26 protein-coding genes and 1 tRNA gene are annotated in these 23,387 nt (G+C 40.3%); 23 read left to right on the top strand and 4 right to left on the bottom strand.

Features of this window, described 5'->3' with window-relative positions; all coding sequences use genetic code 11:
- Positions 1–9 precede the first annotated feature (9 nt).
- From pstB (CHH58_RS05340) to phoU, 3 genes are read left to right on the top strand one after another with little or no spacing between them, the layout of a single operon-like run.
- Positions 10–843, top strand: coding sequence for a phosphate ABC transporter ATP-binding protein PstB (gene pstB, locus CHH58_RS05340; RefSeq protein WP_095262144.1), 834 nt, complete (start codon positions 10–12; stop codon positions 841–843).
- A 14-nt stretch (positions 844–857) separates the two neighbouring features.
- On the top strand, positions 858–1,631 hold the full coding sequence (gene pstB, locus CHH58_RS05335) for a phosphate ABC transporter ATP-binding protein PstB (RefSeq protein WP_038561333.1): 774 nt from the start codon (positions 858–860) through the stop codon (positions 1,629–1,631).
- Positions 1,632–1,652: 21 nt separating this feature from the next.
- Positions 1,653–2,312, top strand: coding sequence for a phosphate signaling complex protein PhoU (phoU, locus tag CHH58_RS05330; RefSeq protein WP_095226920.1), 660 nt, complete (start codon positions 1,653–1,655; stop codon positions 2,310–2,312).
- Between the two features lie 26 nt (positions 2,313–2,338).
- On the opposite strand, the gene CHH58_RS05325 is transcribed toward phoU, so the two are convergent.
- Together CHH58_RS05325 and CHH58_RS05320 are read right to left on the bottom strand one after the other, a co-directional pair.
- The gene (locus CHH58_RS05325; protein ID WP_095226921.1) at positions 2,339–2,800 is read right to left on the bottom strand and encodes an endolytic transglycosylase MltG; all 462 of its coding nucleotides are present in this window, start codon (positions 2,798–2,800) and stop codon (positions 2,339–2,341) included.
- Complete coding sequence (locus CHH58_RS05320; protein ID WP_095232830.1) at positions 2,797–3,147, bottom strand: helix-turn-helix domain-containing protein; 351 nt, start codon at positions 3,145–3,147, stop codon at positions 2,797–2,799. The genes CHH58_RS05325 and CHH58_RS05320 overlap by 4 nt, the downstream gene beginning before the upstream one ends.
- 194 nt (positions 3,148–3,341) lie before the next feature.
- On the opposite strand from CHH58_RS05320, the gene rpmG reads away from it, so the two are divergent.
- The 4 genes from rpmG (at position 3,342) to CHH58_RS05300 (ending at position 5,954) form a co-directional block, all read left to right on the top strand.
- Positions 3,342–3,491: a 50S ribosomal protein L33 gene (gene rpmG / locus CHH58_RS05315; RefSeq protein ID WP_038561326.1), complete on the top strand. Its 150-nt coding sequence runs from the start codon at positions 3,342–3,344 to the stop codon at positions 3,489–3,491.
- 66 nt (positions 3,492–3,557) lie between these two features.
- Positions 3,558–4,115 carry a 5-formyltetrahydrofolate cyclo-ligase gene (locus CHH58_RS05310; protein WP_095232829.1) on the top strand — a complete coding sequence of 186 codons (558 nt, stop codon included), beginning with the start codon at positions 3,558–3,560 and terminating at the stop codon, positions 4,113–4,115.
- Between the two features lie 63 nt (positions 4,116–4,178).
- Positions 4,179–4,367 carry a hypothetical protein gene (locus tag CHH58_RS05305; RefSeq protein WP_095218050.1) on the top strand — a complete coding sequence of 63 codons (189 nt, stop codon included), beginning with the start codon at positions 4,179–4,181 and terminating at the stop codon, positions 4,365–4,367.
- Between the two features lie 54 nt (positions 4,368–4,421).
- A complete protein-coding gene (locus CHH58_RS05300) occupies positions 4,422–5,954 on the top strand; it encodes a rhomboid family intramembrane serine protease (RefSeq protein ID WP_170937529.1) in 1,533 nt (510 codons plus the stop codon).
- Here CHH58_RS05300 and CHH58_RS05295 read toward each other — a convergent pair.
- A complete protein-coding gene (locus tag CHH58_RS05295) occupies positions 5,948–6,775 on the bottom strand; it encodes a hypothetical protein (protein ID WP_095262142.1) in 828 nt (275 codons plus the stop codon). The two genes, CHH58_RS05300 and CHH58_RS05295, sit on opposite strands and share 7 nt — an antisense overlap.
- A gap of 80 nt (positions 6,776–6,855) precedes the next feature.
- On the opposite strand from CHH58_RS05295, the gene CHH58_RS05290 reads away from it, so the two are divergent.
- From CHH58_RS05290 to CHH58_RS05270, 5 genes are all read left to right on the top strand, one after another.
- Complete coding sequence (locus CHH58_RS05290; protein WP_095262141.1) at positions 6,856–7,893, top strand: M42 family metallopeptidase; 1,038 nt, start codon at positions 6,856–6,858, stop codon at positions 7,891–7,893.
- A gap of 139 nt (positions 7,894–8,032) precedes the next feature.
- Positions 8,033–8,254 carry a YqgQ family protein gene (locus CHH58_RS05285; protein WP_095218046.1) on the top strand — a complete coding sequence of 74 codons (222 nt, stop codon included), beginning with the start codon at positions 8,033–8,035 and terminating at the stop codon, positions 8,252–8,254.
- Complete coding sequence (locus CHH58_RS05280) at positions 8,247–9,224, top strand: ROK family glucokinase (protein WP_095262140.1); 978 nt, start codon at positions 8,247–8,249, stop codon at positions 9,222–9,224. Before CHH58_RS05285 ends, CHH58_RS05280 begins: the two co-directional genes overlap by 8 nt.
- Positions 9,225–9,305: 81 nt before the next feature.
- Positions 9,306–11,240 carry an LTA synthase family protein gene (locus CHH58_RS05275; protein WP_249275035.1) on the top strand — a complete coding sequence of 645 codons (1,935 nt, stop codon included), beginning with the start codon at positions 9,306–9,308 and terminating at the stop codon, positions 11,238–11,240.
- A 343-nt stretch (positions 11,241–11,583) separates the two neighbouring features.
- A complete protein-coding gene (locus tag CHH58_RS05270; RefSeq protein ID WP_095262139.1) occupies positions 11,584–12,204 on the top strand; it encodes an MBL fold metallo-hydrolase in 621 nt (206 codons plus the stop codon).
- Between the two features lie 34 nt (positions 12,205–12,238).
- Here the strand turns inward: CHH58_RS05270 and CHH58_RS05265 are convergent.
- Positions 12,239–12,309, bottom strand: a tRNA-Gln gene (locus tag CHH58_RS05265).
- A 272-nt stretch (positions 12,310–12,581) separates the two neighbouring features.
- Here CHH58_RS05265 and CHH58_RS05260 point away from each other — a divergent pair.
- The 11 genes from CHH58_RS05260 (at position 12,582) to CHH58_RS05210 (ending at position 23,369) form a co-directional block, all read left to right on the top strand.
- Positions 12,582–13,193: a recombinase family protein gene (locus CHH58_RS05260; RefSeq protein ID WP_095262138.1), complete on the top strand. Its 612-nt coding sequence runs from the start codon at positions 12,582–12,584 to the stop codon at positions 13,191–13,193.
- 1,454 nt (positions 13,194–14,647) lie between these two features.
- Positions 14,648–15,682: an AraC family transcriptional regulator gene (locus tag CHH58_RS05255; protein WP_095262137.1), complete on the top strand. Its 1,035-nt coding sequence runs from the start codon at positions 14,648–14,650 to the stop codon at positions 15,680–15,682.
- Between the two features lie 102 nt (positions 15,683–15,784).
- Complete coding sequence (locus tag CHH58_RS05250; protein WP_095262136.1) at positions 15,785–16,636, top strand: aldo/keto reductase; 852 nt, start codon at positions 15,785–15,787, stop codon at positions 16,634–16,636.
- A 15-nt stretch (positions 16,637–16,651) separates the two neighbouring features.
- Complete coding sequence (locus CHH58_RS05245; protein WP_095262135.1) at positions 16,652–17,497, top strand: SDR family oxidoreductase; 846 nt, start codon at positions 16,652–16,654, stop codon at positions 17,495–17,497.
- A 69-nt stretch (positions 17,498–17,566) separates the two neighbouring features.
- Positions 17,567–18,031 (top strand): nuclear transport factor 2 family protein, encoded by a 465-nt coding sequence (locus CHH58_RS05240; RefSeq protein ID WP_095262134.1) that lies wholly within the window; start codon positions 17,567–17,569, stop codon positions 18,029–18,031.
- Positions 18,032–18,137: 106 nt separating this feature from the next.
- Positions 18,138–19,586: an MDR family MFS transporter gene (locus CHH58_RS05235; protein WP_095262133.1), complete on the top strand. Its 1,449-nt coding sequence runs from the start codon at positions 18,138–18,140 to the stop codon at positions 19,584–19,586.
- A gap of 49 nt (positions 19,587–19,635) precedes the next feature.
- Entirely contained in the window at positions 19,636–19,932 is a 297-nt protein-coding gene (locus CHH58_RS05230) for a nuclear transport factor 2 family protein (protein ID WP_095262132.1), read from the top strand.
- A gap of 99 nt (positions 19,933–20,031) precedes the next feature.
- On the top strand, positions 20,032–20,622 hold the full coding sequence (locus tag CHH58_RS05225; protein WP_095262131.1) for an NAD(P)H-binding protein: 591 nt from the start codon (positions 20,032–20,034) through the stop codon (positions 20,620–20,622).
- Between the two features lie 419 nt (positions 20,623–21,041).
- Positions 21,042–21,167 (top strand): aspartyl-phosphate phosphatase Spo0E family protein, encoded by a 126-nt coding sequence (locus CHH58_RS18585; protein ID WP_095262130.1) that lies wholly within the window; start codon positions 21,042–21,044, stop codon positions 21,165–21,167.
- A 184-nt stretch (positions 21,168–21,351) separates the two neighbouring features.
- Positions 21,352–22,110: a hypothetical protein gene (locus tag CHH58_RS18580; RefSeq protein WP_095262129.1), complete on the top strand. Its 759-nt coding sequence runs from the start codon at positions 21,352–21,354 to the stop codon at positions 22,108–22,110.
- Between the two features lie 191 nt (positions 22,111–22,301).
- Positions 22,302–23,369: a hypothetical protein gene (locus CHH58_RS05210; protein WP_095262128.1), complete on the top strand. Its 1,068-nt coding sequence runs from the start codon at positions 22,302–22,304 to the stop codon at positions 23,367–23,369.
- Positions 23,370–23,387 lie beyond the last annotated feature (18 nt).

Here is a 23,387-nt window from a genome sequence, read left to right as displayed (position 1 = left end):
GTTCGTGACATGAACTATACAGCAGATAAACCAACAGAAACGAGAACAGAAGATGAATTGGCTGCATCCATTACAAGAGCTTCTAAGAAAGAAGTTGTACTTGATGTAAAGGATCTCAGCATTTTTTATGGTAATAATGAAGCAGTGAAACGGGCGAATATGGGTATCGAGAAGAACGCAGTAACAGCACTGATCGGCCCTTCCGGCTGCGGAAAATCTACATTCATCCGTTCCATCAATCGGATGAACGACTTGATTCCATCCAGCCGAGCAGAAGGTGAGATCATTTATGACGGAATTAATATCCTTCGTAATGACATCAATGTTGTAGCATTGCGTTCAGAGATCGGCATGGTGTTCCAAAAACCGAACCCCTTTCCTAAATCCATCTACAACAACATTACACATGCATTGAAATACAACGGTCAGAAAAATAAGAAGGTCCTTGACGAAATCGTTGAGGAAAGTTTACGCAAAGCTGCTCTCTGGGATGAAGTGAAGGACCGTCTGCATCAATCAGCTTTATCATTATCCGGTGGTCAGCAGCAGCGTCTATGTATTGCTCGTACGCTGGCAATGGAACCGCAGATCCTTCTATTGGATGAACCTGCATCAGCGCTGGATCCAGTATCCAATTCTAAGATTGAGGAACTTATTCTGCAGCTGAAAGAAGATTATAGTATCGTCATCGTGACACATAATATGTCGCAGGCATCTCGTGTGTCAGATAAGACAGCCTTCTTCTTGAATGGGGATGTCGTGGAATACGATGATACGAAGAAAATCTTCACTAATCCTTCTGAGACGAAAACAGAAGAATATATTTCCGGTAGATTCGGGTAGGAGGCACGACAGCTATGCAAGTGGCAGCAGCGAAAGAGACAATTTTCCAAGTAAATGATTTGAACCTATGGTATGACGACTTCCACGCATTGAAGGATGTAAGTCTGGAAGCATTGAATAACGAAATTTATGCTATTATCGGTCCATCTGGCTGTGGTAAATCCACATTCATCAAGACGCTTAACCTGATGATAAATATGGAGCCAGGTGTCAAAATGACTGGTGAAATCAATTATAAAAACAAAAACTTGCTTGATTCGAGAGTTGACTTGGTTGACTTGCGTCGTAAAGTGGGGATGATTTTCCAAAAAGGTAACCCTTTCCCGCAGTCAATTTACGATAATATCGTGTATGGACCAAAAATTCATGGTATTAAGAAGAAAAGCGAATTAGATGAAATCGTGGAAACGACTTTGAAGGATGTTGCACTATGGGATGAGGTAAAGGATCGCTTGAAGTCTTCTGCGATGGGTCTTTCCGGTGGTCAGCAGCAGCGTTTGTGTATTGCACGTGCGCTTGCAACGAAACCAGATGTCGTCTTAATGGATGAACCAACATCAGCATTGGATCCAATTTCCACTTTGAAAATTGAAGAGCTTATGTCCGAGCTTAAGAAGAAATATTGTATCGTAATCGTGACCCACAATATGCAGCAGGCTTCCCGTATTTCAGATAAAACAGCATTTTTCCTGCATGGTCGTGTTGTGGAGTCAGCAGAAACAGGTAAAATTTTCTCTAACCCGGAAGATAAGCGCACAGAAGATTATATTAGCGGACGTTTTGGTTAATTACGTATTGGAGGAGAACGTATGGTAGCGAGAGAGCAGTTTTCAGCAGATTTAGAAGCAATTCAGAAGTCAATCATTTCTTTTGCGTATGAAGTAGACACAGCTTTAAAGCAAGCTATCGACGCATTATATGAGCGTGACAGTGATCTTGCTTATAAAGTAATTGAGAATGATGAGTTATTGAATGAACGTGATCAGGAGATCAATGAGGCGACTATCCAGTTAATTGCAATGCAGCAGCCTGTAGCAACGGATTTGCGTCGCTTAGTCGCTTTCCTTCGTGTATCCTCCGACTTGGAGCGAATGGGTGACCATGCAAAAAATATCGCGAAAAGCGTAAATCGATTGAATGTTTTAAGTCCGTATGACATTCCCCAGGCTATCCGTGATATGCAGGAAGTTGTCAGCAAAATGATTCATAGTGCTGTCCAAGCCTTTGAAGAAGAAGATATTACGAAAGCGAAAAAGCTGGCTGATTTGGATAACGTGGTAGATAGTATGTACGGAGAGTTGTTCCGTGACATGCTGGATGAGCGCAAGGCACAGTCAGGGAAGCATCAACAGACAATGCAGCTCGTCTTTGTTGGACGTTTCGTTGAGCGTGTAGGAGATCATATTACAAATATCGGAGAAAGTATCCTTTACCTTGTTAAAGGGACTGCAGTCGATCTAAATAAATAAGAAGCAGCGGCATATGCCGCTGCTTCTTATTTTGTCATTAATTTAGCAATGCCTTCGTACTTCATATCCGAACTCACATGATAGGTACCGACTTGCAGGGATTCACTTGCTTCTGTAATATCCAAATACGTACGGAATGCAGATGCGTCCTCGATGATGTCTGCTTTTTCAAGTGCAGATGCAACGTCTTCGCTAGTCATTCCACTCTCTAGTTTAAGAGTAAATGTTTTTTGCTCCTCTTTATTAGGTTTTTCTGGAGCCTTCTTCTGTGTTTCTTTTAGCTCATCATATTCTTGATTAGATAAAACATGATAGTCGTTTTCTTCAAGCTCTTTTTTCATTTCGTCAACACTAGATTTTACAGTTTTGACTGCAACTGAAGCTGTTGCTGTTTCTTCAGTTTTTGGAGTTCCAGTATAATGAATAGCCAACATACAAGCACCAGCTAACAGAAGAGCCGTAGCGAATCCTTGGATTACTTGCTTCATAACTGAACTCCTGCTTGTTTAGCAATCCGGTAAACATCATCTTCAGCTAGACTAGTCTGCTTGGCAATTTCCTTAATGGAATAGCCTTGCTGTTGTAGCTTTACAATCTGCTGGAAGATGGCAGGTTTCTGTGATGCCTTATTCGGTTTTGGTTCATGCTGTACAGTTGGTAGCAGCTCTTCTTCGAGAATTTTGACTTTCTTATTCAACGTATATGTTTCTTGCATAGTCGAAAGGGTCAATTGTTCAATTTGTTGATCCATTTGTTTGAATTTATCTTGCATGAAGAAAGAGAAAATCCATAATATAATACCAGCTGTAAGAAAGGCGATAGCAGCAATTAACATGTTAGTATAAACCTCCTACTTATTGCTAACCTAGTTATACCATACCAAACAGCTACCGGATATATTGTTTTCGACATTTTTTGAAATAGTTATTGATAACGGTTGATTACCTAACATAAGTCTGCTATTATTAGATGGTCTGAAGATCGTTAAGTTTTCATACACTTATTTAAGATTGTTGGGAGGGATTATACATGCGTGTAAACATTACTCTCGCCTGCACAGAAACAGGAGATCGTAACTACATTACAACAAAAAATAAGCGTAAACATCCAGAACGCATGGAGCTTAGAAAATATAGCCCACGCTTGAAAAAGTATACGCTGCACCGCGAAACAAAATAAGTTCGACAAAAAAACTCCCCCTTCAATCGGTGGGAGTTTTTTTTACATATCAAGGAGGCTGAGCAAATGGAAGAAAAAGCAAAACTTCGACAGGAAGGGCTTCGTTTGCTGAAAGAAATGCCGCAAACGGATAAACTGCATATCGAGCATCGGCTAGCAGAGCACCTTTTTGCTTCTACCGTCTGGAAAGGGGCAAAAAGCATCGGTCTGACGATGGCTCTTCCGCATGAGTGGGATACAACTAAGCTGATCCAGCAAGCGTGGCTCGAAAAGAAGAGAATATGTGTTCCGCTCACAATCGAGAACCGATCTATGCAGTTTTACCACATTGAAAGCTATAACCAATTGACGGACGGAGCATTCAGCATTAAAGAACCGATTGCCGATCGGTGTGAACCTGCTTCGAAGGATACCATTGATCTTCTTATTGTCCCCGGCCTTCTTTTTGATATGTCAGGTTACCGGATTGGGTACGGCGGAGGATACTATGATCGCTATCTAACCGATTATCAAAATAAAACATTGTCGCTAGCAGGAAGTCAGCAGATTAAGCAGTCATTACCTGTGGGACCTTTAGATCTTCCAGTCGATCATCTTCTGACAGATGATGGTTTTCTGTTTTAACCGAATAGGAGTATTCGGCTTCGGGTTAAACTAGGGTTATCCCGAAGGAAAGGAAGAGTGCCGATGTGGAAAACCCTCATTACAACGTTAACGTTGGCAGCAAGTGTCGTATTTTTGATACGGGAGCGGTATCGGGTGCTGAATGCACTTTTAGCCGTAACGGTTCTTCGCAAAGGTCTTATTCGGCTTTCAATGGGATTTGAGCCTCTGCGTTCCCGGATGCTGCCGATTTTATTTAAACGCTCAGTGTAAACTGGGCGTTTTTCCATGACTTTTTTGATAAACTGTAGGCAGAGGGGGAGAGGTATGACCTACAACGAAGAAACGGCCTATTATAAGATGATCAATCGTTTGTTAGCCGTTCATGGTTTTACATTTTTGAGAGCCGAAGAAGATCTAAGTGTCTGTTGGCTCGAGAAGAAGCAGAATGGTATCACCCATGTTGTGAAACTAAATTATAGAACGTTTACTTGGGCAAACCATTTAAAACAGGATATTTTAAAAACAGCAAATCAAATACAAAATATGAGTAAAGGTTTATTCTCGAAAAAGACGCGCATCCATAATGTCTATTTCGGTGAGCAGGAACCTGCAGATGACTGGTCGAAGCTGAAGAAGCCGATGATCATCAAAAGCAAGCGTCCTATTCCGATGCAGCTTTATTATTTGGATGGAGACTCTTATGAAAAAGAATCGGAGAAACTATTTCGCCATTTGAAACTTGATGACAAAGTTACATTGACTTCAGCTGATGAACAAGAGCTTGAGGTGGAGAAGGGCAGACTCCGCAGCTTGCTTGTCCAGCAGCAGCAGGCAGATCAAGCTGTATTCCACCGTAAAAAACCGCTGCTTGTATATGTTCTTATCGGAATCTGTGTGTTGATGTTCCTATTGGAAACTATGCTCGGTGGCTCAACTGATCCTTCTGTACTTATTGATCTCGGTGCGAAGTACAACCCATTAATTCTTGCAGAAAATGAATGGTGGCGAATTGTTTCTTCGATGTTTTTACATATCGGGGCACTGCATCTTCTGACAAATATGTTGTCACTTTACTATTTAGGTACATTGACAGAGCAAATATTTGGTCATCGTCGTTTCTTTCTTATCTATCTTTTGGGAGGGGGCATCGGCGGGCTGGCAAGCTTTGCTTTCTCAGATAATCTTAGTGCTGGAGCGTCAGGTGCCATTTTCGGTCTGTTCGGAGCACTGATTTATTTTGGCGTTGTTTATCCGAAGTTGTTCTGGCGAACGATTGGGAACGGTTTGATCGTTATTTTGCTGATTAACTTAGTGATCAGTTTCTCCGCTAGCCATGTGATTGATGTATTCGCGCATCTCGGCGGCTTAGTAGGAGGCTTCGCCAGTGCCTTGCTCGTCGGACTGCCTGGTAAGAGAAATACAGGAGCGCGAATCGGCGGTACGTTATTGTCCTTCGCACTTATTGCTGGTCTCATATGGTATGGCCTGACTGGACCTGTGAATGATACACTGCGTCACGTTCTTAAAGTGGAAGATGCAGTTAAGCAAAACGATTATTCTGCTGTTATTTCAGATGCAACACTAGCTTTGGATGAAGGGAATTCTGTTTATGAACCAATGCTCCTTTTTAATCGTGGTCTAGCTTACTACAAGACTGGAGACATTGAAAAAAGTGCACAGGACTATGAGCAACTGGTGAAATTAACACCGGAGGATCATGCTGCTCATTATAATTTGGCGCTTGTCCTGCAGGCAGAAGGCAAGAAAGAGGAAGCCTTGAAGCACGCAAAGAGAGCTGTCGAGATATCGCCGGATAACAGTCAGTACGAACAGCTCCAGCGAAAGCTTTCTCAATAATATTGTAGCAGCTCTCTGTGCTGTCCTGTCTCATCTTGATAAAGGACACGGAGATGCTTTCCTGATTTATCAAACAGCAAAAGCGGGATATACGTAGCTACTGTGCCATTTTTCACTGTTGGACCGATTGGCAGTATATAATTTCGATACAGCCCCTCCCATAGCCGACTGATGATTTCCTGTCTTTTCTTATCTTCCGTAAGTCCTGAGATTGCCGTTAAGTCGGCAGTCGGAAGTGCAGTAAGCGGTATTTCTGTATACTGACCGGCGGGGATGGATAATTGCTGTTTCGCGTCGGTCCAGACTTGCTGCAGTGTCCGGCTCGTCTCTGTTTTTGCTAGCTTCCGGGACTGCATCTCTTTTTCATTTTTGGGAAAGGAAAAAAGTTCATATGTATCAGATGTGTATGATCGAACACCGGACAGCTTGAATGAACTGGTAATTTGGTTCTTGTGCAGTTCAGCAAAATGAAAAGAAACTGCATCCAGCTGTTTATTCGGCTGAAGGATATGCGTTTTCTCCTGTGTAAGGCGGCTTGCAGGATGCAGCCATTTATTCATCACCCCAACCAATCTGCCATTTTCGTACAATAATCCAACATCCTGACGTAAATATGCTTCGGTGTCGAGTGCGCTTGTCAAACGCCAATGAATGCGGCGGAAATCCACTTTTTTCATTGAGGTAGATGTATCGGTGAAAGCTGCAGAGCCATCAAGCGGGAAATGCTGAATCACAGGCTGTGGTTGCTGCATGCGTATAATGTAAGTGAAGCACAGTACTATGCAAAAGAAGATGCAGCCAATTATAAGCCATTTTCGCATAAGTTTTCCTCCTCATTGGACAAACTCTCGCTTATTGATACTATGTAATAGACCGATATGTTATGAAAGAGGGGATACGAATGCAGCAAATTGATCGAATATCAGAAACGTTGGAAAATCTAGTGCATATACCAAGTCCTTCAGGTTATACGGAACAGGCAATAGATTTTTGCCGCAGTATTGCTGATTCACTTGGATACAATTCAAAGGTGACGAATAAAGGCAGCCTGCTCATTACGGTACCAGGTAAAGATAAAGCTCACCATCGATTGCTGACTGCGCACGTTGACACACTAGGAGCCATGGTAAGAGGAATAAAAGCGGATGGTACATTGTCCTTGGCGATGATCGGCGGTTTCCGCTGGAACAGTGTCGAAGGGGAATATTGTACGATACATAGCAAAGATAATGCCTTCACTGGCACAATCCTTATGCATCAAACATCTGTGCATGTTTATAAGGATGCTGGAGAAGCAAAGAGGGACGAGAAAAATATCGAGGTTCGAATCGATGAAAAGACAACATCTCGTGAAGAAACAGAAGCACTCGGTATTCGTGTTGGAGATTTTGTGTCGTTCGATCCGCGTTTTGTCCGTACTGATTCAGGCTTCATTAAATCAAGGCATTTGGATGACAAAGCAAGTGTTGCCATCCTGCTTGAACTGCTTCGTGGTCTAAAGGAAGACAACCAACAGCTACCATACACCACTCATATGCTAATTTCGAATAATGAGGAAATCGGTTATGGAGGAAATTCGAGTATACCGTCAGAGGTAGTAGAATATATTGCAGTCGATATGGGGGCAATTGGGGACGGGCAAGCCACTACAGAATATGATGTATCAATCTGTGTAAAAGATTCGAGCGGACCTTACCATTATGCTTTAAGAGAACAGCTTGCCGAGCTCGCTCAATACAATGGTCTGCCATACAAGCTGGATATTTATCCATATTACGGATCAGACGCGTCCGCTGCGATACGTGCAGGATACGATATCCGTCATGGTCTTATCGGTCCGGGTATTGCTGCATCACACGCTTTTGAACGCACACATGAAAGTGCTTTGACAGCTACGTATGCGTTGTTAAATGCTTATCTGAAAAGCGATATGTTTTAATTGTAAAGAATCAACCTGAAGTCAACCGACTTCAGGTTATTTTTTTTACATTAAGGCATATTGTTAAGAAGGTGTGAACGTAGTCTTAAATCATTTTCAATTTTAGGTGAAGGTTGTTATAATAACTTAGGTGATGTGTATGAAAACGGTTTATGATGTAATGCAGCTATTGAAGACGTACGGTATTTTCGTATACATCGGAGACCGCAAGCTTGATCTGACGATGATGCTGGAAGAGCTGCGGGAGCTGTATGACAATAACCTACTGTCCTTAGAGGAATATGGACAAGCAAATTTGATTCTTAGAAAAGAGATAAGTGCTTTATCGGATAGTCGAGAAGGAGCGGGAAACAATGAGTAAGGATGGATTATTGGTCGGTGTCGATATCGGCGGCACAACAATTAAGCTCGCCATCATCGATGAAACGAGCGAAATAGTGGATAAATGGGAAATAAAGACGGATAAATACGAGCAAGGTCTGCACATACCGAAGCAGATTTGGGAAACGATCCAAGCGAAGCTCACAGAACGTGGCATTGCAAAGGATAGAATCCAAGGCATCGGTGTTGGAGCGCCGGGATTCGTAGTCCCGAGCAACGGTGTTATCGCTGAAGCAGTCAATGTTGGCTGGCGCGACTTCCCTCTTTCTGCTGAGCTTGGTGTACTATCCGGTTTGCCTGTTTTCATCGATAATGACGCTAACCTGGCTGCGCTCGGCGAAGTGTGGAAAGGTGCAGGAGCCCAGCAGGGTAATATCATTGCCATTACACTAGGTACCGGTGTAGGAGCGGGTATCATTGCAAATGGTCATATCGTGAATGGAATCAATGGAACAGCAGGAGAAATAGGCCATGTCACCGTCGAAGAAAATGGAGCACCGTGCAATTGCGGGCGAAAAGGTTGCTTGGAGACAATTTCTTCTGCTACTGGTATCAGCAGGCTGGCAACAGAAGCGGCCACTGTGCATCCAGAGAGCGGCCTAGGCCAACGTTTTGCAGAAAACGGTCGCGTTTCTTCCAAGGATGTTTTCGAACTGGCAGCCGAAAATGATGCAGCAGCTCAAAAAATTGTGGAGAGAGCAACTAGTATCTTGGCAAAAACCTTAGCGAATGCGGCTATCCTTACCAACCCGTCCCGGATCATTATCGGGGGAGGCGTATCCAAGGCAGGGGATGCTTTGATGGAACCTATCAGGGAAGCGTTTAAAAAAGCGGCCCTGCCGCGTACAACATACGAATGTGAAATCGTGCTGGCTCAGCTCGGCAATGATGCAGGTGTCTACGGTGCTGCTTATTTAGTCAAACAGCACCTGGAAGAGACCGTCAAATAAATAAAGAAATGCGTGCATGGCAGCAGCGCAAGTTGCTGCCATCTGTTTTACGCTTGGTTCTATTATGAGGAGGATTTTTACTTGAAACGAACATTCACTGCACCATTATATATTTTGGCGACAGTTTTGTTTGGACTGAAGACGTATATCATTTATCGTTTCCTATTCAATATCAGCTTGGATAATGCGATGCAGGAGTTCATACTGCTGCTGAATCCGTTTGTCAGTGCCTTTTTGGCTTTTGGTCTTAGCGTTTTATTCTCACGTAAATGGCAGATGCGGTATATCCGCTTCATCAGTCTCGTGGGTTCTATCATCTTGTACATCAACTTAATTTTTTACCGTCACTTCAGTGATTTTCTTACAGTGCCGGTCCTCATGCAAGGAAGCAACGCCGCAGATCTTGGCGGCAGTGTACTCAGCCTCATTTATCCACAGGACATTCTGCTGTTGTTGGATTTGGCTATCATCTGGTTCCTCAGCTACCGTTATAAAAAAACAATGACGGTTGACTACGTTCGCAGAAAGAAAGTTTCAACAATGGCGGCTATCGCTGCTGTAGTAGTAATAAACATCGGACTTGCGGAAGCAGAACGCCCGCAGCTGTTTACACGCGGATTCGACCGGGAATATCTGGTCAAGAATATTGGTTTGTTCAACTTCCATGTATATGATGCAGTCATGCAATCAAAGACGGAAGCACAGCGCGTGTTTGCTGACGGAAATGAACTTCCTGAGATCCTTTCTTATGTAAATGAAGAAGTGGAAACAGAAAAATCAGCTAAATTCGGGCAGGCAGAAGGAAAGAATGTCATCTTCATCTCTCTTGAATCCATGCAGAGCTTCCTGATCAATAATGAATTGAACGGGGAAGAAGTCACACCATTCCTCAACAGCCTGACAGAAGACAAAGATACGTATTACTTTGAAAACTTTTATCATCAGACAGAACAGGGAAAAACCTCTGATTCTGAATTCTTAGTTGAAAATTCCATTTATCCGCTGCCCCGGGGAGCTGTATTTTTCACCCACGGTCAGAATGAATACAACGGAACACCTGAAATCTTAGGTCAGAGCGATTATACAACTGCGGTATTCCATTCGAACAACTCCAGCTTCTGGAACCGTGATGTCATGTATGACAGCCTTGGCTATGACACTTTCTATGATGAAAACAGCTATGACGTCATCACTGAAGGAGAAGATCAAAATACTGTCGGATGGGGTTTAATGGATAAACCATTCTTCGAGCAGTCGATTCCATATCTTCAGGAAATGGATAAGCCGTATTATTCGAAGTTCATCACCTTGACGAACCACCATCCGTTTGATTTGCCGGAAGAAGAAGCGACGATTGATCAGTTCGACTCCAATTCCCAGACATTAAATAAGTATTTCCAAACAGCTCGCTACACAGACGAAGCAGTACAGCAATTCTTTGAACAGCTGAAGGAATCTGGTGAATATGAAGATAGCATCATCGTGATGATGGGAGATCATTATGGTATCAGTGAATATCATAATAAAGCGATGAGCCAATACTTGGGCAAAGACATTACACCATACCAGCAAGTACAAAACCAGCGTGTTCCGTTCTTCATCCATATTCCTGGTGATGGAAACGGACAGGTAATGGAACAAGTAGCTGGTCAAATTGATGTGAAGCCGACCATCCTGAGCTTGTTGGGAGTCGACGCTGAACATGACATCCAATTCGGTAATGATGTGTTTGCAGAAGATCGCAAAGACTTCACGGCCCTTAGAAATGGAGATTTCATCAGTGATGAATATCTGTTCACCAATGATATGTGCTACGACAGGCTGACTGGTGAACCAGCTGAAGATATAGAAGGAGAAGAAGCAGAGATATCCGGTGAAACTGGTGAACATATTGAAAGTGTTTGCGAACCGATTCAGGAACAAGTAACGAAAGAACTGAACTATTCTGATCGGATTATCTATGGCGACTTGCTCCGGTTCTATGATTTCCAAGAAGGTAAGGAAAAAGCAAGTTAACAAAAAGGATCGCTGCTTCTGCAGCGATCCTTTTTACAATGAATTATAATAAGTTCACAATGGAAAGAAACGTAATGACAATCACAGAAATAAATGTAAAGATCGCCTGTTTCACTTGTCTTTTTTTGCATTCGGAAATAAGTGTGCAAACACAAATAAATGCAATAAAAAACAAGATGATGGAAAGAATCACTTGCTTGCCCTCCTATGAGCAAAATAATTGGTTTCCTGCTATACTTGTGATAGAGGAAGCTTGACAAACCTTCTATATAGTATTACACACATATATACTTGTCGAGCCTTTTTTTAAAGGCATTCATCGGGAAGGAGCAGATGAGTAAAAATGAAAATACATACATTAGGTCTTGGACCGATGGGAACGAATTGTTACATACTTGAATCAAAGAACGACTGCCTAATTGTGGATCCAGGCGGAGATAGCGTCAAACTAATCGAATGGATCAAACAGAAAGAGCTGCGTCCGCAGGCAATTCTCCTTACACATGCGCATTTCGATCATATCGGTGCTGTGGATGATGCGCGTGATATTTACCACATTCCAGTTTATCTGCATGAAGAAGAAGTTGATTGGCTGGGAGACCCAGGGAAGAATGGTTCAAAAATGTTCCCAGTCAAACAGATTACAGTACGAGATGCGGATGAAAATCTGAGACCGGGTAATATGAAGCTAGGTCATTTTGAATTTGAAGTACGTCATACACCAGGGCATTCTCCAGGAAGTGTATCTCTCGTTTTCCACAAAGAAAAGTATGTTATTGTTGGAGATGCGTTGTTCCAGCGAGGCATCGGGAGAACGGATTTGTATCGCGGAGATTTACCGACGTTGATGCAAAGCATCACAGATCAATTATTAACGCTGCCTGACTTCTATGAAGTATATCCAGGTCATGGTCCAGAAACGACGATAGGGGAAGAGCAAGCGAAGAATCCTTTCCTAATATAAAAGAAGATCCCGCCTGTATGGCGGGATCTTTTTACTGGGCTAGCTGGATTCGAACCAACGATAACGGGACCAAAACCCGCTGCCTTACCGCTTGGCTATAGCCCATCGTACATAGACTATTATGCACAAATTTGTAGATCTTATACATCATGTAGAATATTTTTTTACAATTCATTGGCGTTTAGCTTCCTCATACTTAATACTTCAATGTTGTTAAATGTACACTTTTACGAACACTCTCATTCTAATTAAATAATAACCAAAATGACGTTCAAAAACATACAAAATTTAGTTTTTGGACGTTCTTCATTTTACATACACTTTTACGAACGCTTTTGATAGAATTAAGATAGAATAAAGTGCTGAGGTGTAATAATATGGAAGTGAGAAAATTTGGATACATACGAGTAAGCAGCAAAGATCAAAATGAAGGACGGCAGAAGGAGTCAATGAATAATCAGGGCTTGGATGAACGAGACATCTTCATCGATAAACAAAGTGGGAAAGATTTTAACCGAGTTAACTACCAGCTGCTTAAACGAATCATTAGAAAAGGTGATATTTTGTATATCCACTCCTTGGACCGATTCGGAAGGAATAAAGAAGAAATTCTGCAAGAGTGGAACGACATTACAAAAAATATCCAAGCTGATATCATTGTGCTGGATATGCCTTTACTAGATACAACCCAATATAAAGATAGCATGGGCACTTTCATTGCTGATTTAGTATTACAGATACTTTCCTGGATGGCTCAAGAGGAACGCGATCGAATACGAAAAAGGCAGCGCGAAGGAATAGATGTTGCATTGCAGAATGGTGTGAAGTTTGGAAGACCAAGGATCGATACAACAGAAGAGTTTAGGCAAGTATATAAACTCTGGAAGTCTGGAGAGGTAACAGCTGTTACCGCAATGAAGAAACTTGATTTAAGAAAAACTACTTTTTATAGATTGGTTAAGGAATACGAGACCGAAGAGCATATATAATAGAAGAAACTAGTCAATATTTCAATGGGGTTCAGTTCCTCACTTGTTTTCTGTGTAACTGAATCTGTTGATGTCTACACTATTGTCGAATACATTTTTTCCTATATAGTGACTCCTCACCTCGTTATCTGTAAATTTTTCTTCCTTTTCCTAGTAGATAACTATATTATGTATTTAACTAGATTGCACAAGTGAATAAATGGGGTGGATATATGACTGGTGATTATGAAAAATTTTCAAAAATAAAATCAAACTATCTCAGCTGCGCTCAGGCTATGTAGATTCAGAACGCGAGAAAGTATTTGATCATTTATATGAAGGAATATTTAATAGTGAAACCCAAATAGCAATATTCTCTGGTGTACATAGTCAGATTAATGAGTTATTCAATTTTATGAACGATAAAAACTTCCGTGGTGTTGGCGGTCATTTTAATGCACACGAAAGTAGAATATTATTAGAACTAAGATTTCATAATTCTGCAGAGTGCAGTATTGTTCCAATAGTGTTAATACTTGATCTTCTGTAACATCTTGTTTTGTTGTAGCAATAAAAATATGTCTAACATTCTAATTACCGTCTTTCTATAATGAAATACACGTCACAAGTTTAATTGTTGACATAATAGATTTGATTTTAACAAGCTAGTAAGAGTGAGGAGTGGTTCTGAACTTGAGAATAGTGACGAAATTATCACACACTGCTCAGAAGGAAAACTAATAAGATAATTGAAATAATTTAACGTTAAGTTCTACCGGCAAACTGAAGGACACTAAATGACGCAAAAGCGTTGTTTGGTGTCCTTTTTTATTTGAGGGGGATATCAGATGGATCCTAAGCAGCTAACACTCCTTCCGGAGATAAATAAAAAAAGGTCCATCAGATTGTTATAAAGGAGCTTAAGCAGTTTCGGCCCTGAAGATTAAGATAGAGAGCAACAGGAAACAGGTGTAGTTGGTTTATTCCCTTCTTTAAGGCGTGCTGATCAATTGAATAGCTATAAAGGTGAGGCAGTTGGAGCGGGCTTTGGAATGATTGCTGGATTTTATAGAGCGGCAAATTCTCGAGATGAAGTATCTTAATTTGATGGAGATAAACGACCTTAATTTCTTCATCGAATTAGGCATAATAAAGCCTAATTATTATCCAAAGAAAAGAATGGCCTTATTTGGTTTGACGACAGCTGTAGGGGTAATCTGAGTTCTCTTTAATGATATGGGTAAAATACCTTTTTATAGAAGGGTATAAAGATTGAAGCTACTGATTAAATCTGTAGCACTCACTGTTAATTCACCTAAAATATAATTAGCAGAAGAATTGGCGCAACATGCTAGTAGAATGTCATCTGCCGCTAGTTACAGGATGTCATTCATTTATTACAATTAAAACTGTTCAGCTGGCAAGAATAGCGCACAACCACGATACAGTTTAAGCGCTGAAGGAGGCAAAGATGTATGACGGCTCATTCCATAGACCGTATAAAATTCCCAACAGCTTGGTGGGCTTTGTTGCGGCAATTAGAAATTGAACCTTTTGATGTTTTGCGCAAAGCACAACTGCCACTGTCGATACTCACTGAACCAGCTGAAGTAACGACTGCAAACTATTTTTCAATTTGGCAGGCTATTTCCGAACTTCTTGGTGATCCTGCTACAGGCACTATAAAGCTTACAACAACATCTGTTCCCGCACAGTGGTCACCCAGCCTTTTAGCGCCTTATCATGCGCGTAATTATCGTGATGCACTACTACGTATGTCCCGGTATAAACAACTGTGTTCTCCGGAGCGACTTCAGATTGCTGAGGAAGGAGAAACCTGTACTATCCAAATAGGATGGCCCTATTTGGAACAGCCTGCACCTCCTTTACTAGTTTATATTACAATGGTCACTCTGCTGGAACTTGGGCAGCAAGGTACAGGTCATCGTTTGAATGCCAGACTGGTTGAACTTACACATCCGATTCCTGCTGGAAAAGTAGAAGCTCTCAAAGAATTCTTCGGTTGTGAAATGAAATTTGGCGCTCCTTATAATCGATTAACATTAAATTCAAGCGATTTGGATCGTCCATTTAGATCGTACAATGCAGAACTGTTAGAGATACTCATTCCCGCCCTTGAAGACTCGTTAAATAAGCAGCTGCACAACAATTCCATTACTAAATCGGTGAAATGGATTGTAAAGAAAAATCTATCCGCTGGTCGTCCTGATATTCATTCTATCGCCAATGAGTTGGGAATGAGTGATAGAACCTTGCAGCGCAGACTTACGGAAGAAGGAACAAGTTTTAAGCAACTATTAACTGAATCCAGAAGAGAACAAGCACGCACATTTCTGTCCGACCCTTCGCTTGATATAAAAGAAGTGGCATTTCTTCTTGGATATGAAGATCAGAATTCATTTTACAGAGCATTTCGTCTGTGGGAAGGTGATACACCTTCAAACTGGCGTTCAAGAGCAACAGATGAATTCTATAATACCTCCAATTAACTGATGATCCTTCAGATTAGGACTTTACGCCTGCCACTCACTATTAAGTGGTAGTAAAAGCAATGATATATACAGTACAAATAGCACTGAGGAGGAATTACATTGAAAAAAGTCACTTTAAATAATGGTGTGGAAATGCCAATTATCGGATTTGGCGTTTTCCAAATCACTGATGAAAAAGAATGCGAACAATGCGTCTACGATGCCTTGATGGAAGGATATCGTCTAATTGACACAGCTGCAGCTTATCTAAATGAAGAAGCGGTTGGCAGAGCGATTAAGCGCAGCGGAGTACCGAGGGAAGAGATATTTGTAACAACAAAGCTCTGGATTCAGGATGCTGGTTATGAAAATACAAAGAGAGCATTTGAAAAATCATTACAAAGACTTCAACTTGATTATTTGGATTTGTACTTGATTCATCAGCCTTATGGGGATGTCTATGGTTCCTGGCGTGCAATGGAAGAGTTGTATGCGGAAGGGAAAATAAGGGCAATTGGTGTCAGCAACTTTGAGCCTGGCCGTCTGTTAGATCTAATTATGAATAATGAGGTTGTACCAGCTGTAAATCAGGTGGAGGTACATCCTTTCTTCCAACAGACAGAAAGTGCCGCGATTATGAAAGAGAACAATATTCAAATAGAGTCCTGGGGCCCTCTTGCAGAAGGAAAAAATGATATCTTCAAAAACGAAATTCTTGTATCAATATCTGAAAAATACAACAAATCTGTGACTCAGGTTATCTTACGATGGTTGACACAAAGAGGAGTAGTGGCTATTCCTAAATCAGTACGCAAGGAAAGAATCATAGAGAACTTTAATATCTTTGATTTTGAACTAAGTGATGAAGATATGAAAATGATTGCTACATTGGAGACGAAGAAGAGTTTGTTCCATGACGTCAGCGATTATGAGCGAGCAAAAAGTCTCAATAGCTTTAAAATCAACATTTAATCAAGGTGGGATAACATGGCGGATACAAACAATCAAGTATGGTTGATAACTGGAGCAAACAAAGGTTTAGGTGTTGCGATTGCAAAGGAAGCACTAGCCAAAGGCTATAATGTTGTGGCTACAGCGCGTAACACAGCAGGCATGGAAGATGAGCTTGGTAAATCGTCAAATTTACTGATAGCTACTCTCGATATTACGAATAATGAACAAATAAAATCTACAGTGGACACAGCTTTAGAACAGTTTGGACGAATCGATGTTTTAGTCAACAACGCGGGTTATGGACAACTCGGTTATTTTGAGGAAACGACCGAAAAGCAAATACGCGAGCAAATGGAAACAAATGTATTCGGGACTATGAGACTTACTCGAGAGCTATTGCCAATCATGAGAAAGCAGCGCTCTGGTTCTATCATTACCGTTAGTTCTGTTGTTGGAATCACAGCAACAGAAGGTGGATCTGTGTATAGTGCCTCTAAGTTCGCCCTAGAAGGTTGGATGGAAGGATTAAACATTGAGCTTAAGCCATTTGGAATCCGGTGCATGCTTGTTGAGCCTGGTCCTTTTCGGACAGACTTTTCTAATGCAAAGACTTCGGCAAAATTCTCTGATTTAGAGATCGAGGATTATAACGAGCAACGAGAAAAGATGCAGAATTTCTATAATTCCTTCCACAAAAATGAACCGGGCGATCCAGAGAGATTAGCAAAGGCATTGATATCGGTACTTTTGGATAGCAATCCTCCATTCCGATTTATTGGCGGAACTGGAATGGTAGATTTTATCAATCAGTATCTTCAAAGACGCCAAACCGAGTATAACAACTGGCGTGAAGTTTCCGACAAAACAAATTTTGAGTGAGTAATACACGTTTACAACTAGTTAAAATGCAAATACTTTAATCAGCTTTCATTTAGGAGGAAGAATAAAATGCAAAACAATAAATCATTGGAAGAAAAACTTAATGAATTAGAAAACGTAAGGGCTTTGAGAGATTTGGTGGATAATTTCTCGATATTGGCAGATGAGAAAGAAGTTTGGAAGCAAACTGAACTTTTCACGAATGATGCAAGTGTTGAATCCTATGTGAACGGAGAATTAACTTCAAGTTTGAAGGGGACAAAAGAAATAGGAGAAGCATTTGACGGTTACCTAGCAAATTTTGAAACAGTTTATCACAGCAATGGTCAACATGTTGTAACGATAAACGGAAATAAGGCTGAAGGAACTCTATATTGTCGTGTAGATCTCATCAGTTCCGAGAATGGAAAAAAAATAAATAACACTTCAGCTGTTTCTTATAAAGATGAGTACGTTTATGAAAACGGAAGCTGGTTGATTGCTAAAAGGACATCCAATTTTGTATGGAATGAAAGAAAAGAACTGAATCAGTAATTTTGAGGCATGTGCCTTAATACAGATGGGTTAGCCATTCCAATGTGTTGGCCCATCTTTTGTTTTCTATAAAGTAGAATACATCTTTTAAAAGAAGGGGATTGTGATGGAAGCAAATAAACAATACAACACTAGGGGTATTATGGCGTCATTGCTCATATGCGGTTTCGTTGGAATTCTCAGTGAAAATGCATTAAATATTGCGCTCAGTAATTTGATGGAAGTGTTCCAAATCTCGGCTGCAACCGCTCAGTGGCTAACAACAGGTTTCTTGCTTGTTCTTGGTATTATAAGTCCAATAAGCGGATTATTGCTGCAGAGGTTTACAACTAGACAGTTATTTATCACTTCACTCACAAGTACAATCATCGGTACATTGGTTGCAGCTATTGGTTTGAATTTCGAAATGTTGATGGTGGCACGCGTTCTACAAGCAATCGGTATAGGTTTACTGATGCCTCTTATTTTCAATACTGTATTATTTGTCTTTCCTAAGGAAAAGCGTGGAGCGGCAATGGGTTTAGTAGGGCTTGTCTACATGTTCGCCCCAGCACTAGGACCAACAGTGGCGGGAGTAATCATACAATATTTATCATGGCACTACATCTTCTGGCTATCACTTCCGTTTTTAATTATCGGGTTGTTGATAGGTCTAAAATATGTGGAAAATGTAACAGAGGTTACGAAGCTTCGTATCGATCCGCTATCCGTCACATTTTCAACTATCGGATTCGGAGGAATCGTTTATGGGTTTAGTATGGCAGGTGAAGGCTCTGAAGGCTGGACAGGTCCAATAGTAATGACCTCAATAGGCATTGGGTTTGTTGCACTCGTATTATTTATACTTCGTCAGATCTTTATGAAACAACCACTATTGAATCTGCGTGTTTTCAAGTTTCCTATGTACATTGTTGGAGTGATACTTGTTGTAATGAGTATGATGATTTTTATGTCAACTATGATTATTTTGCCAATGTATTTGCAAAATCAAAACGGATTAGGACTTTCAACATTAGCTGCTGGGCTAATGCTGCTGCCTGGTAGTGCATTGAACGGAATCTTATCGCCTCGGATGGGAAGTTGGTACGATAAATATGGCCCTAAGTTACTTGTGATTCCAGGAGTCGTTATCATGGCGGTCATGCTATGGTTCTTTTCCAACATATCTACCGCTTCATCCGTGACTCTGATTGTAGTTTTGCATATTGGACTCATGATCGGCTCTGCCATGGTGCTTATGCCTGCACAAACTAACGGCCTGAACCAATTGCCGCCAGAACTATACCCTCACGGCACGGCTGTTATGAATACTGTGCAGCAGGTGGCGGGTGCGATTGGTACAGCTGTATCAATTAGTATCCTGACGAGCGGTATGAATAATTACTTGCACGACTCAACCGCGCCTACGCAGACGACCGAGTTAGCAAAAGCAATGACCTTTGGATCACATAATGTATTCTTGTTCACGATGATAATAGCATTGGTTGGTCTGGTCACAGCGATTTTCATACGCCGTGGCGATGCTTATCAATCAGAGGTACCTTCTAAGAATTAATATTTTAATCAGATAAATCAATCTATACGGAGGAGAATTTGATTCAAATATGAGTGATGACAAAGAAAAAATCCTAGCCGTTTACCAAAGGATTAATGAGGCAATGGTCAATAAAGATACTGAAATGCTAGATAACATTTTTAATAACAATCATAAATTTGTACACATGAACGGCTATCAACAAAGCAAGCAAGAATGGCTTAAACAAATAGAAAAAGAAGAAATGAAATACTTCAAAACTATGCCTCAAAAAATAACAGTCACGTTTAATGGAAATACAGCTATTCTCATTTGTATAATAAGATTGATGCGAGAATTTACGGAATTAGAAACACTTGGAGTATGAAAGTTAGAATGTATTTTGAGAAACGAGGAGAAGAATGGTTTCCGGTACGTGCATCAGAATCAACAAGTATTTAGATTAACAAGAAGAGGAGTTCTAAAGATGACTAATATCTTAATTCTTGGAGCAAACGGGTCAATAGCCCGTGCTGCAATTGATTTATTCTTAAAAGAAACAGATGCACAATTAACGCTTTATCTTAGAAATCCAAGTAAACTCCAAAACTTTAGTTCAGATCGTGTTCGAATAATAAAAGGCGATGTTTTAGATAGTGAGAAATTGAAAGAAGCAATGTCGGGACAAGATGTTGTATATGCTAATTTAGCTGGATCACTCGAACAGATGGCTAGAAATATAGTGGATGCAATGAATATAATTGGGGTTAAGCGTTTAATTTGGATCAGTTCAATGGGTATTTATGATGAAGTCCCAGGGCAGAGATATCACACTATGTTAGACCCTTATCGAAATTCGGCTGAAATCATTGAAGCCTCTGACCTTAATTATACAATTTTAAGACCTGGTTGGTTTACCAATAAGGATGAAATAGATTATGAGATTACACAAAAAGGCGAACCATTCAAAGGACATGATATATCCCGAAAAAGTCTAGCACACTTGATTGTTAAATTAGCTGTAACGGATGGATTGGAAGTTCGACACAGCATAGGGGTAAGTAATCCTAATATATGAGGATTTTATCTGCCACAGTAGTGTATACAAAAAGAAGGGTGATCTAATTCACCCTTCTTTTTAAATCATAAGCTTGATTACTGTGTGTTCTGAAGAGTACGAATCTATAGAACATATATGATAGAAGGAACTAGTTGAGACCAGATAAAGCGATAAAGGTATTCAAAATTTAAGCTCACTTATCCAAGAGAGGTGAGCTTTTTTTCTTGCTCATTTTTCGACAACGTACTCCATAAGCTGATAACTTCGTAGTGAATTATTCGTAAAATGGTTATGTAACTGATTTGATTTAATATGGAAATAGTCGAACAAACGGATACCTACGCCAGCAATTTTAAAGGTTCTGTTAAACAAATTATGGAAGTTCCAGATATAATAGATAGTGTAGAAGCACTTTTTAAATAAGGAGCTGTCATTTATTGAAGCACTGTTTATTAAGAGCGATTGAGGATAAGCGACATGAAATGATGGAGCACGGATTTGAGTACGGTTTAAACGATGAGAATACAGTTCGCTTGAGTCAAGAACTTGATCAACTTAATTAGATAACATAAATAAACCTTAATATATAGATTTAAAAGGGCTGTACTCTTGGGTGTAGCCCTTTTAAATTCATTGTTAACTCTAGTAATATTCTAGGTTATATGGGTATTTTATCTTGCATTACCATATACCTATATATTATTATTATATTGGTACTAAAACAAATTTCTAGGGGGATTACATACATTGTCCAAAGAGAAGAAAAAAAAGCCATTTTATAAGAAATGGTGGGTATGGCTTATTGCTATTATAGTTGTGGCTGCCGCTGCTGGTGGTGCCGGTTCCGATTCCGATGACTCTGCAGATTCTGGAAAAAAAGAAAGTACTGAAGCAACAACCGCTTCCGCTGAAACTACTAAGGAAGATAAAAAAGAGGATACGCAAGCTGAAACTGAAAAAGAAGAAGCTGAGAATAGTCCTAAAATGACTAAAGATGAGTTTAGCCAGATTAAAAATGGTATGACTATAGAAGAAGTTACAAACATAGTTGGTGGAGAAGGAGATCTGATGTCTGAAACAGGGGCGGAAGGCGACCAATTCTACACTGCTTTGTACACATGGGAAGGGGAAGGTGGTTTCGGCGCGAATGCTAATATTACCTTCCAAGGAGACCCTGCTGTCGTACAATCAAAAGCACAGCTAGGATTAGATGATGATGCATCCGAAGAAGACAAAGAAGAGACTGAAAAAGCGGAAGCTGGAAGCAGCTCTAAAATGTCTAAGGATGAGTTTGGTCAAATCAAGAACGGTATGACAATTGAAGAAGTGACAAATATTGTTGGTGGAGAAGGAGATCTAATGTCCGAGACAGGGACAGAAGGGGATCAGTTCTATACTGCTTTATATACTTGGGAAGGGGAAGGTGGTTTTGGAGCAAACGCCAATATTACCTTCCAAGGAGATCCTGCTGTCGTACAATCAAAAGCACAGTTGGGATTAGAATAAAAGAGCTGCCTATAGGCAGCTTTTTGTTATTTCCACCCCACATCTTGATAAGTAATCTAATGGGTCTGCAACTCCTCCTTAAAAGAGTAGTATTACATAGGTAATTATAATTAAATGTGGTCAAAGATGGGTCATATGGTCTATAATAGTACCTGATTCCAATTACATCCAGAGGAGGGTTAATAGAAAAAATGAAGAAAATATTGGGTTTAATATTCATACTGAGTATTGTTTTTTTAAGTGCCTGTGGCGAAGAAGAGAGCGCAGAAGGAAAGAATATCGAAGAAGGTAGTGTATCTGCTAGTTCAACTACTGAAGATGTTAAAGCGGAACCAGCTAGTTTTGAGCTAGAAGAAAAGATAGATCAGTTTGGGGGAGAAAGTTTAGAGGATATATACCCTGGAGATACAGATTTTGAGATATTAAAAGATGGTGACTATACATATTTATTTCAATGGGAAGCTCAAGTTGTAAATCCTAGCAGTTATTATGTTTCTGTAGCAAAGGATAATAAATGGGTAACAATACAGAACGAAGTTAATATCGCTGATGATAGTAATCTTTCCAATCGTACACATAGTGAGCCAGAAATAAAGAAATCAGGTAATTCTATCTTATTATTACTAAGTACTTGGGACGAAACAAACGGAGATTACAATACTGCATATAAGTTGACGTTTAATCCAGACGGCACAATGAATGCCAAGCTTATTCTAGATAATCCAGCTGAAGATGGCGATGAATTTAATACACTTTCGTTGAGATTCGTCAAAGGTAGTAACGAAAAGGTATTTATAGCTGAGAGAAATTTGGATAATGTTGGTACTATTTATGACGATGAAGGTAATGAAAAATATGTAGTGAATAATTTGGACGCGTCTTCTGTATGGGATTCCTCATACATAGACGTAGAAAAAAACATTCTCTATTTCGACGGTGGATCAATGTATGATTTGAGTAAAGATGATTATATGTGGACTGACGCAGGGGATAAAAAGAGAGATTCATCTTACTTAGCTCCACATAATGATGGTAAGTATCAATTACTCAGTCCCCTTGGTGAAGGATGGTCATTAGATTATTCTCTCTTAGAAAATGAAGAGTTTAAGTCACAAGATTCTGTTAAGATACCAGATGAATTAGATGCCAAAGATGCTAAAATGGTTGTAAATGAAAAATCTGTTGATGTCTACACCACTGTTGAATACAGAGGAAAACCAACAATTCAAAAATACACTTATAACAGAATTGACTTATAATATCTTTAAAACCCTTCC

Source organism: Terribacillus saccharophilus, from assembly GCF_002272745.1.
GTDB classification, from domain to species: domain Bacteria; phylum Bacillota; class Bacilli; order Bacillales; family Amphibacillaceae; genus Terribacillus; species Terribacillus saccharophilus_B.
Note: the sequence above shows the minus strand (reverse complement) of the source record. Positions and strands in the feature narration are given on the sequence as shown.

What these genes read in the sequence shown, in the direction of transcription:
- CHH58_RS05270 (WP_095262139.1), top strand. Translation starts at nt 11,584, where the DNA reads ATGAAAATACATACATTAGGTCTTGGACCGATGGGAACGAATTGTTAC.
- CHH58_RS05305 (WP_095218050.1), top strand. Translation starts at nt 4,179, where the DNA reads ATGTGGAAAACCCTCATTACAACGTTAACGTTGGCAGCAAGTGTCGTA.
- pstB (WP_038561333.1), top strand. Translation starts at nt 858, where the DNA reads ATGCAAGTGGCAGCAGCGAAAGAGACAATTTTCCAAGTAAATGATTTG.
- CHH58_RS05235 (WP_095262133.1), top strand. Translation starts at nt 18,138, where the DNA reads ATGGAAGCAAATAAACAATACAACACTAGGGGTATTATGGCGTCATTG.
- CHH58_RS05320 (WP_095232830.1), bottom strand. Translation starts at nt 3,147, where the DNA reads ATGTTAATTGCTGCTATCGCCTTTCTTACAGCTGGTATTATATTATGG.
- CHH58_RS05245 (WP_095262135.1), top strand. Translation starts at nt 16,652, where the DNA reads ATGGCGGATACAAACAATCAAGTATGGTTGATAACTGGAGCAAACAAA.
- CHH58_RS05290 (WP_095262141.1), top strand. Translation starts at nt 6,856, where the DNA reads ATGCAGCAAATTGATCGAATATCAGAAACGTTGGAAAATCTAGTGCAT.
- CHH58_RS05260 (WP_095262138.1), top strand. Translation starts at nt 12,582, where the DNA reads ATGGAAGTGAGAAAATTTGGATACATACGAGTAAGCAGCAAAGATCAA.
- pstB (WP_095262144.1), top strand. Translation starts at nt 10, where the DNA reads ATGAACTATACAGCAGATAAACCAACAGAAACGAGAACAGAAGATGAA.
- CHH58_RS05325 (WP_095226921.1), bottom strand. Translation starts at nt 2,800, where the DNA reads ATGAAGCAAGTAATCCAAGGATTCGCTACGGCTCTTCTGTTAGCTGGT.
- CHH58_RS05255 (WP_095262137.1), top strand. Translation starts at nt 14,648, where the DNA reads ATGACGGCTCATTCCATAGACCGTATAAAATTCCCAACAGCTTGGTGG.
- CHH58_RS05285 (WP_095218046.1), top strand. Translation starts at nt 8,033, where the DNA reads ATGAAAACGGTTTATGATGTAATGCAGCTATTGAAGACGTACGGTATT.
- CHH58_RS05280 (WP_095262140.1), top strand. Translation starts at nt 8,247, where the DNA reads ATGAGTAAGGATGGATTATTGGTCGGTGTCGATATCGGCGGCACAACA.
- CHH58_RS05240 (WP_095262134.1), top strand. Translation starts at nt 17,567, where the DNA reads ATGCAAAACAATAAATCATTGGAAGAAAAACTTAATGAATTAGAAAAC.
- CHH58_RS05310 (WP_095232829.1), top strand. Translation starts at nt 3,558, where the DNA reads ATGGAAGAAAAAGCAAAACTTCGACAGGAAGGGCTTCGTTTGCTGAAA.
- CHH58_RS05230 (WP_095262132.1), top strand. Translation starts at nt 19,636, where the DNA reads ATGAGTGATGACAAAGAAAAAATCCTAGCCGTTTACCAAAGGATTAAT.
- CHH58_RS05225 (WP_095262131.1), top strand. Translation starts at nt 20,032, where the DNA reads ATGACTAATATCTTAATTCTTGGAGCAAACGGGTCAATAGCCCGTGCT.
- CHH58_RS05210 (WP_095262128.1), top strand. Translation starts at nt 22,302, where the DNA reads ATGAAGAAAATATTGGGTTTAATATTCATACTGAGTATTGTTTTTTTA.
- CHH58_RS05300 (WP_170937529.1), top strand. Translation starts at nt 4,422, where the DNA reads ATGACCTACAACGAAGAAACGGCCTATTATAAGATGATCAATCGTTTG.
- phoU (WP_095226920.1), top strand. Translation starts at nt 1,653, where the DNA reads ATGGTAGCGAGAGAGCAGTTTTCAGCAGATTTAGAAGCAATTCAGAAG.
- CHH58_RS05295 (WP_095262142.1), bottom strand. Translation starts at nt 6,775, where the DNA reads ATGCGAAAATGGCTTATAATTGGCTGCATCTTCTTTTGCATAGTACTG.
- rpmG (WP_038561326.1), top strand. Translation starts at nt 3,342, where the DNA reads ATGCGTGTAAACATTACTCTCGCCTGCACAGAAACAGGAGATCGTAAC.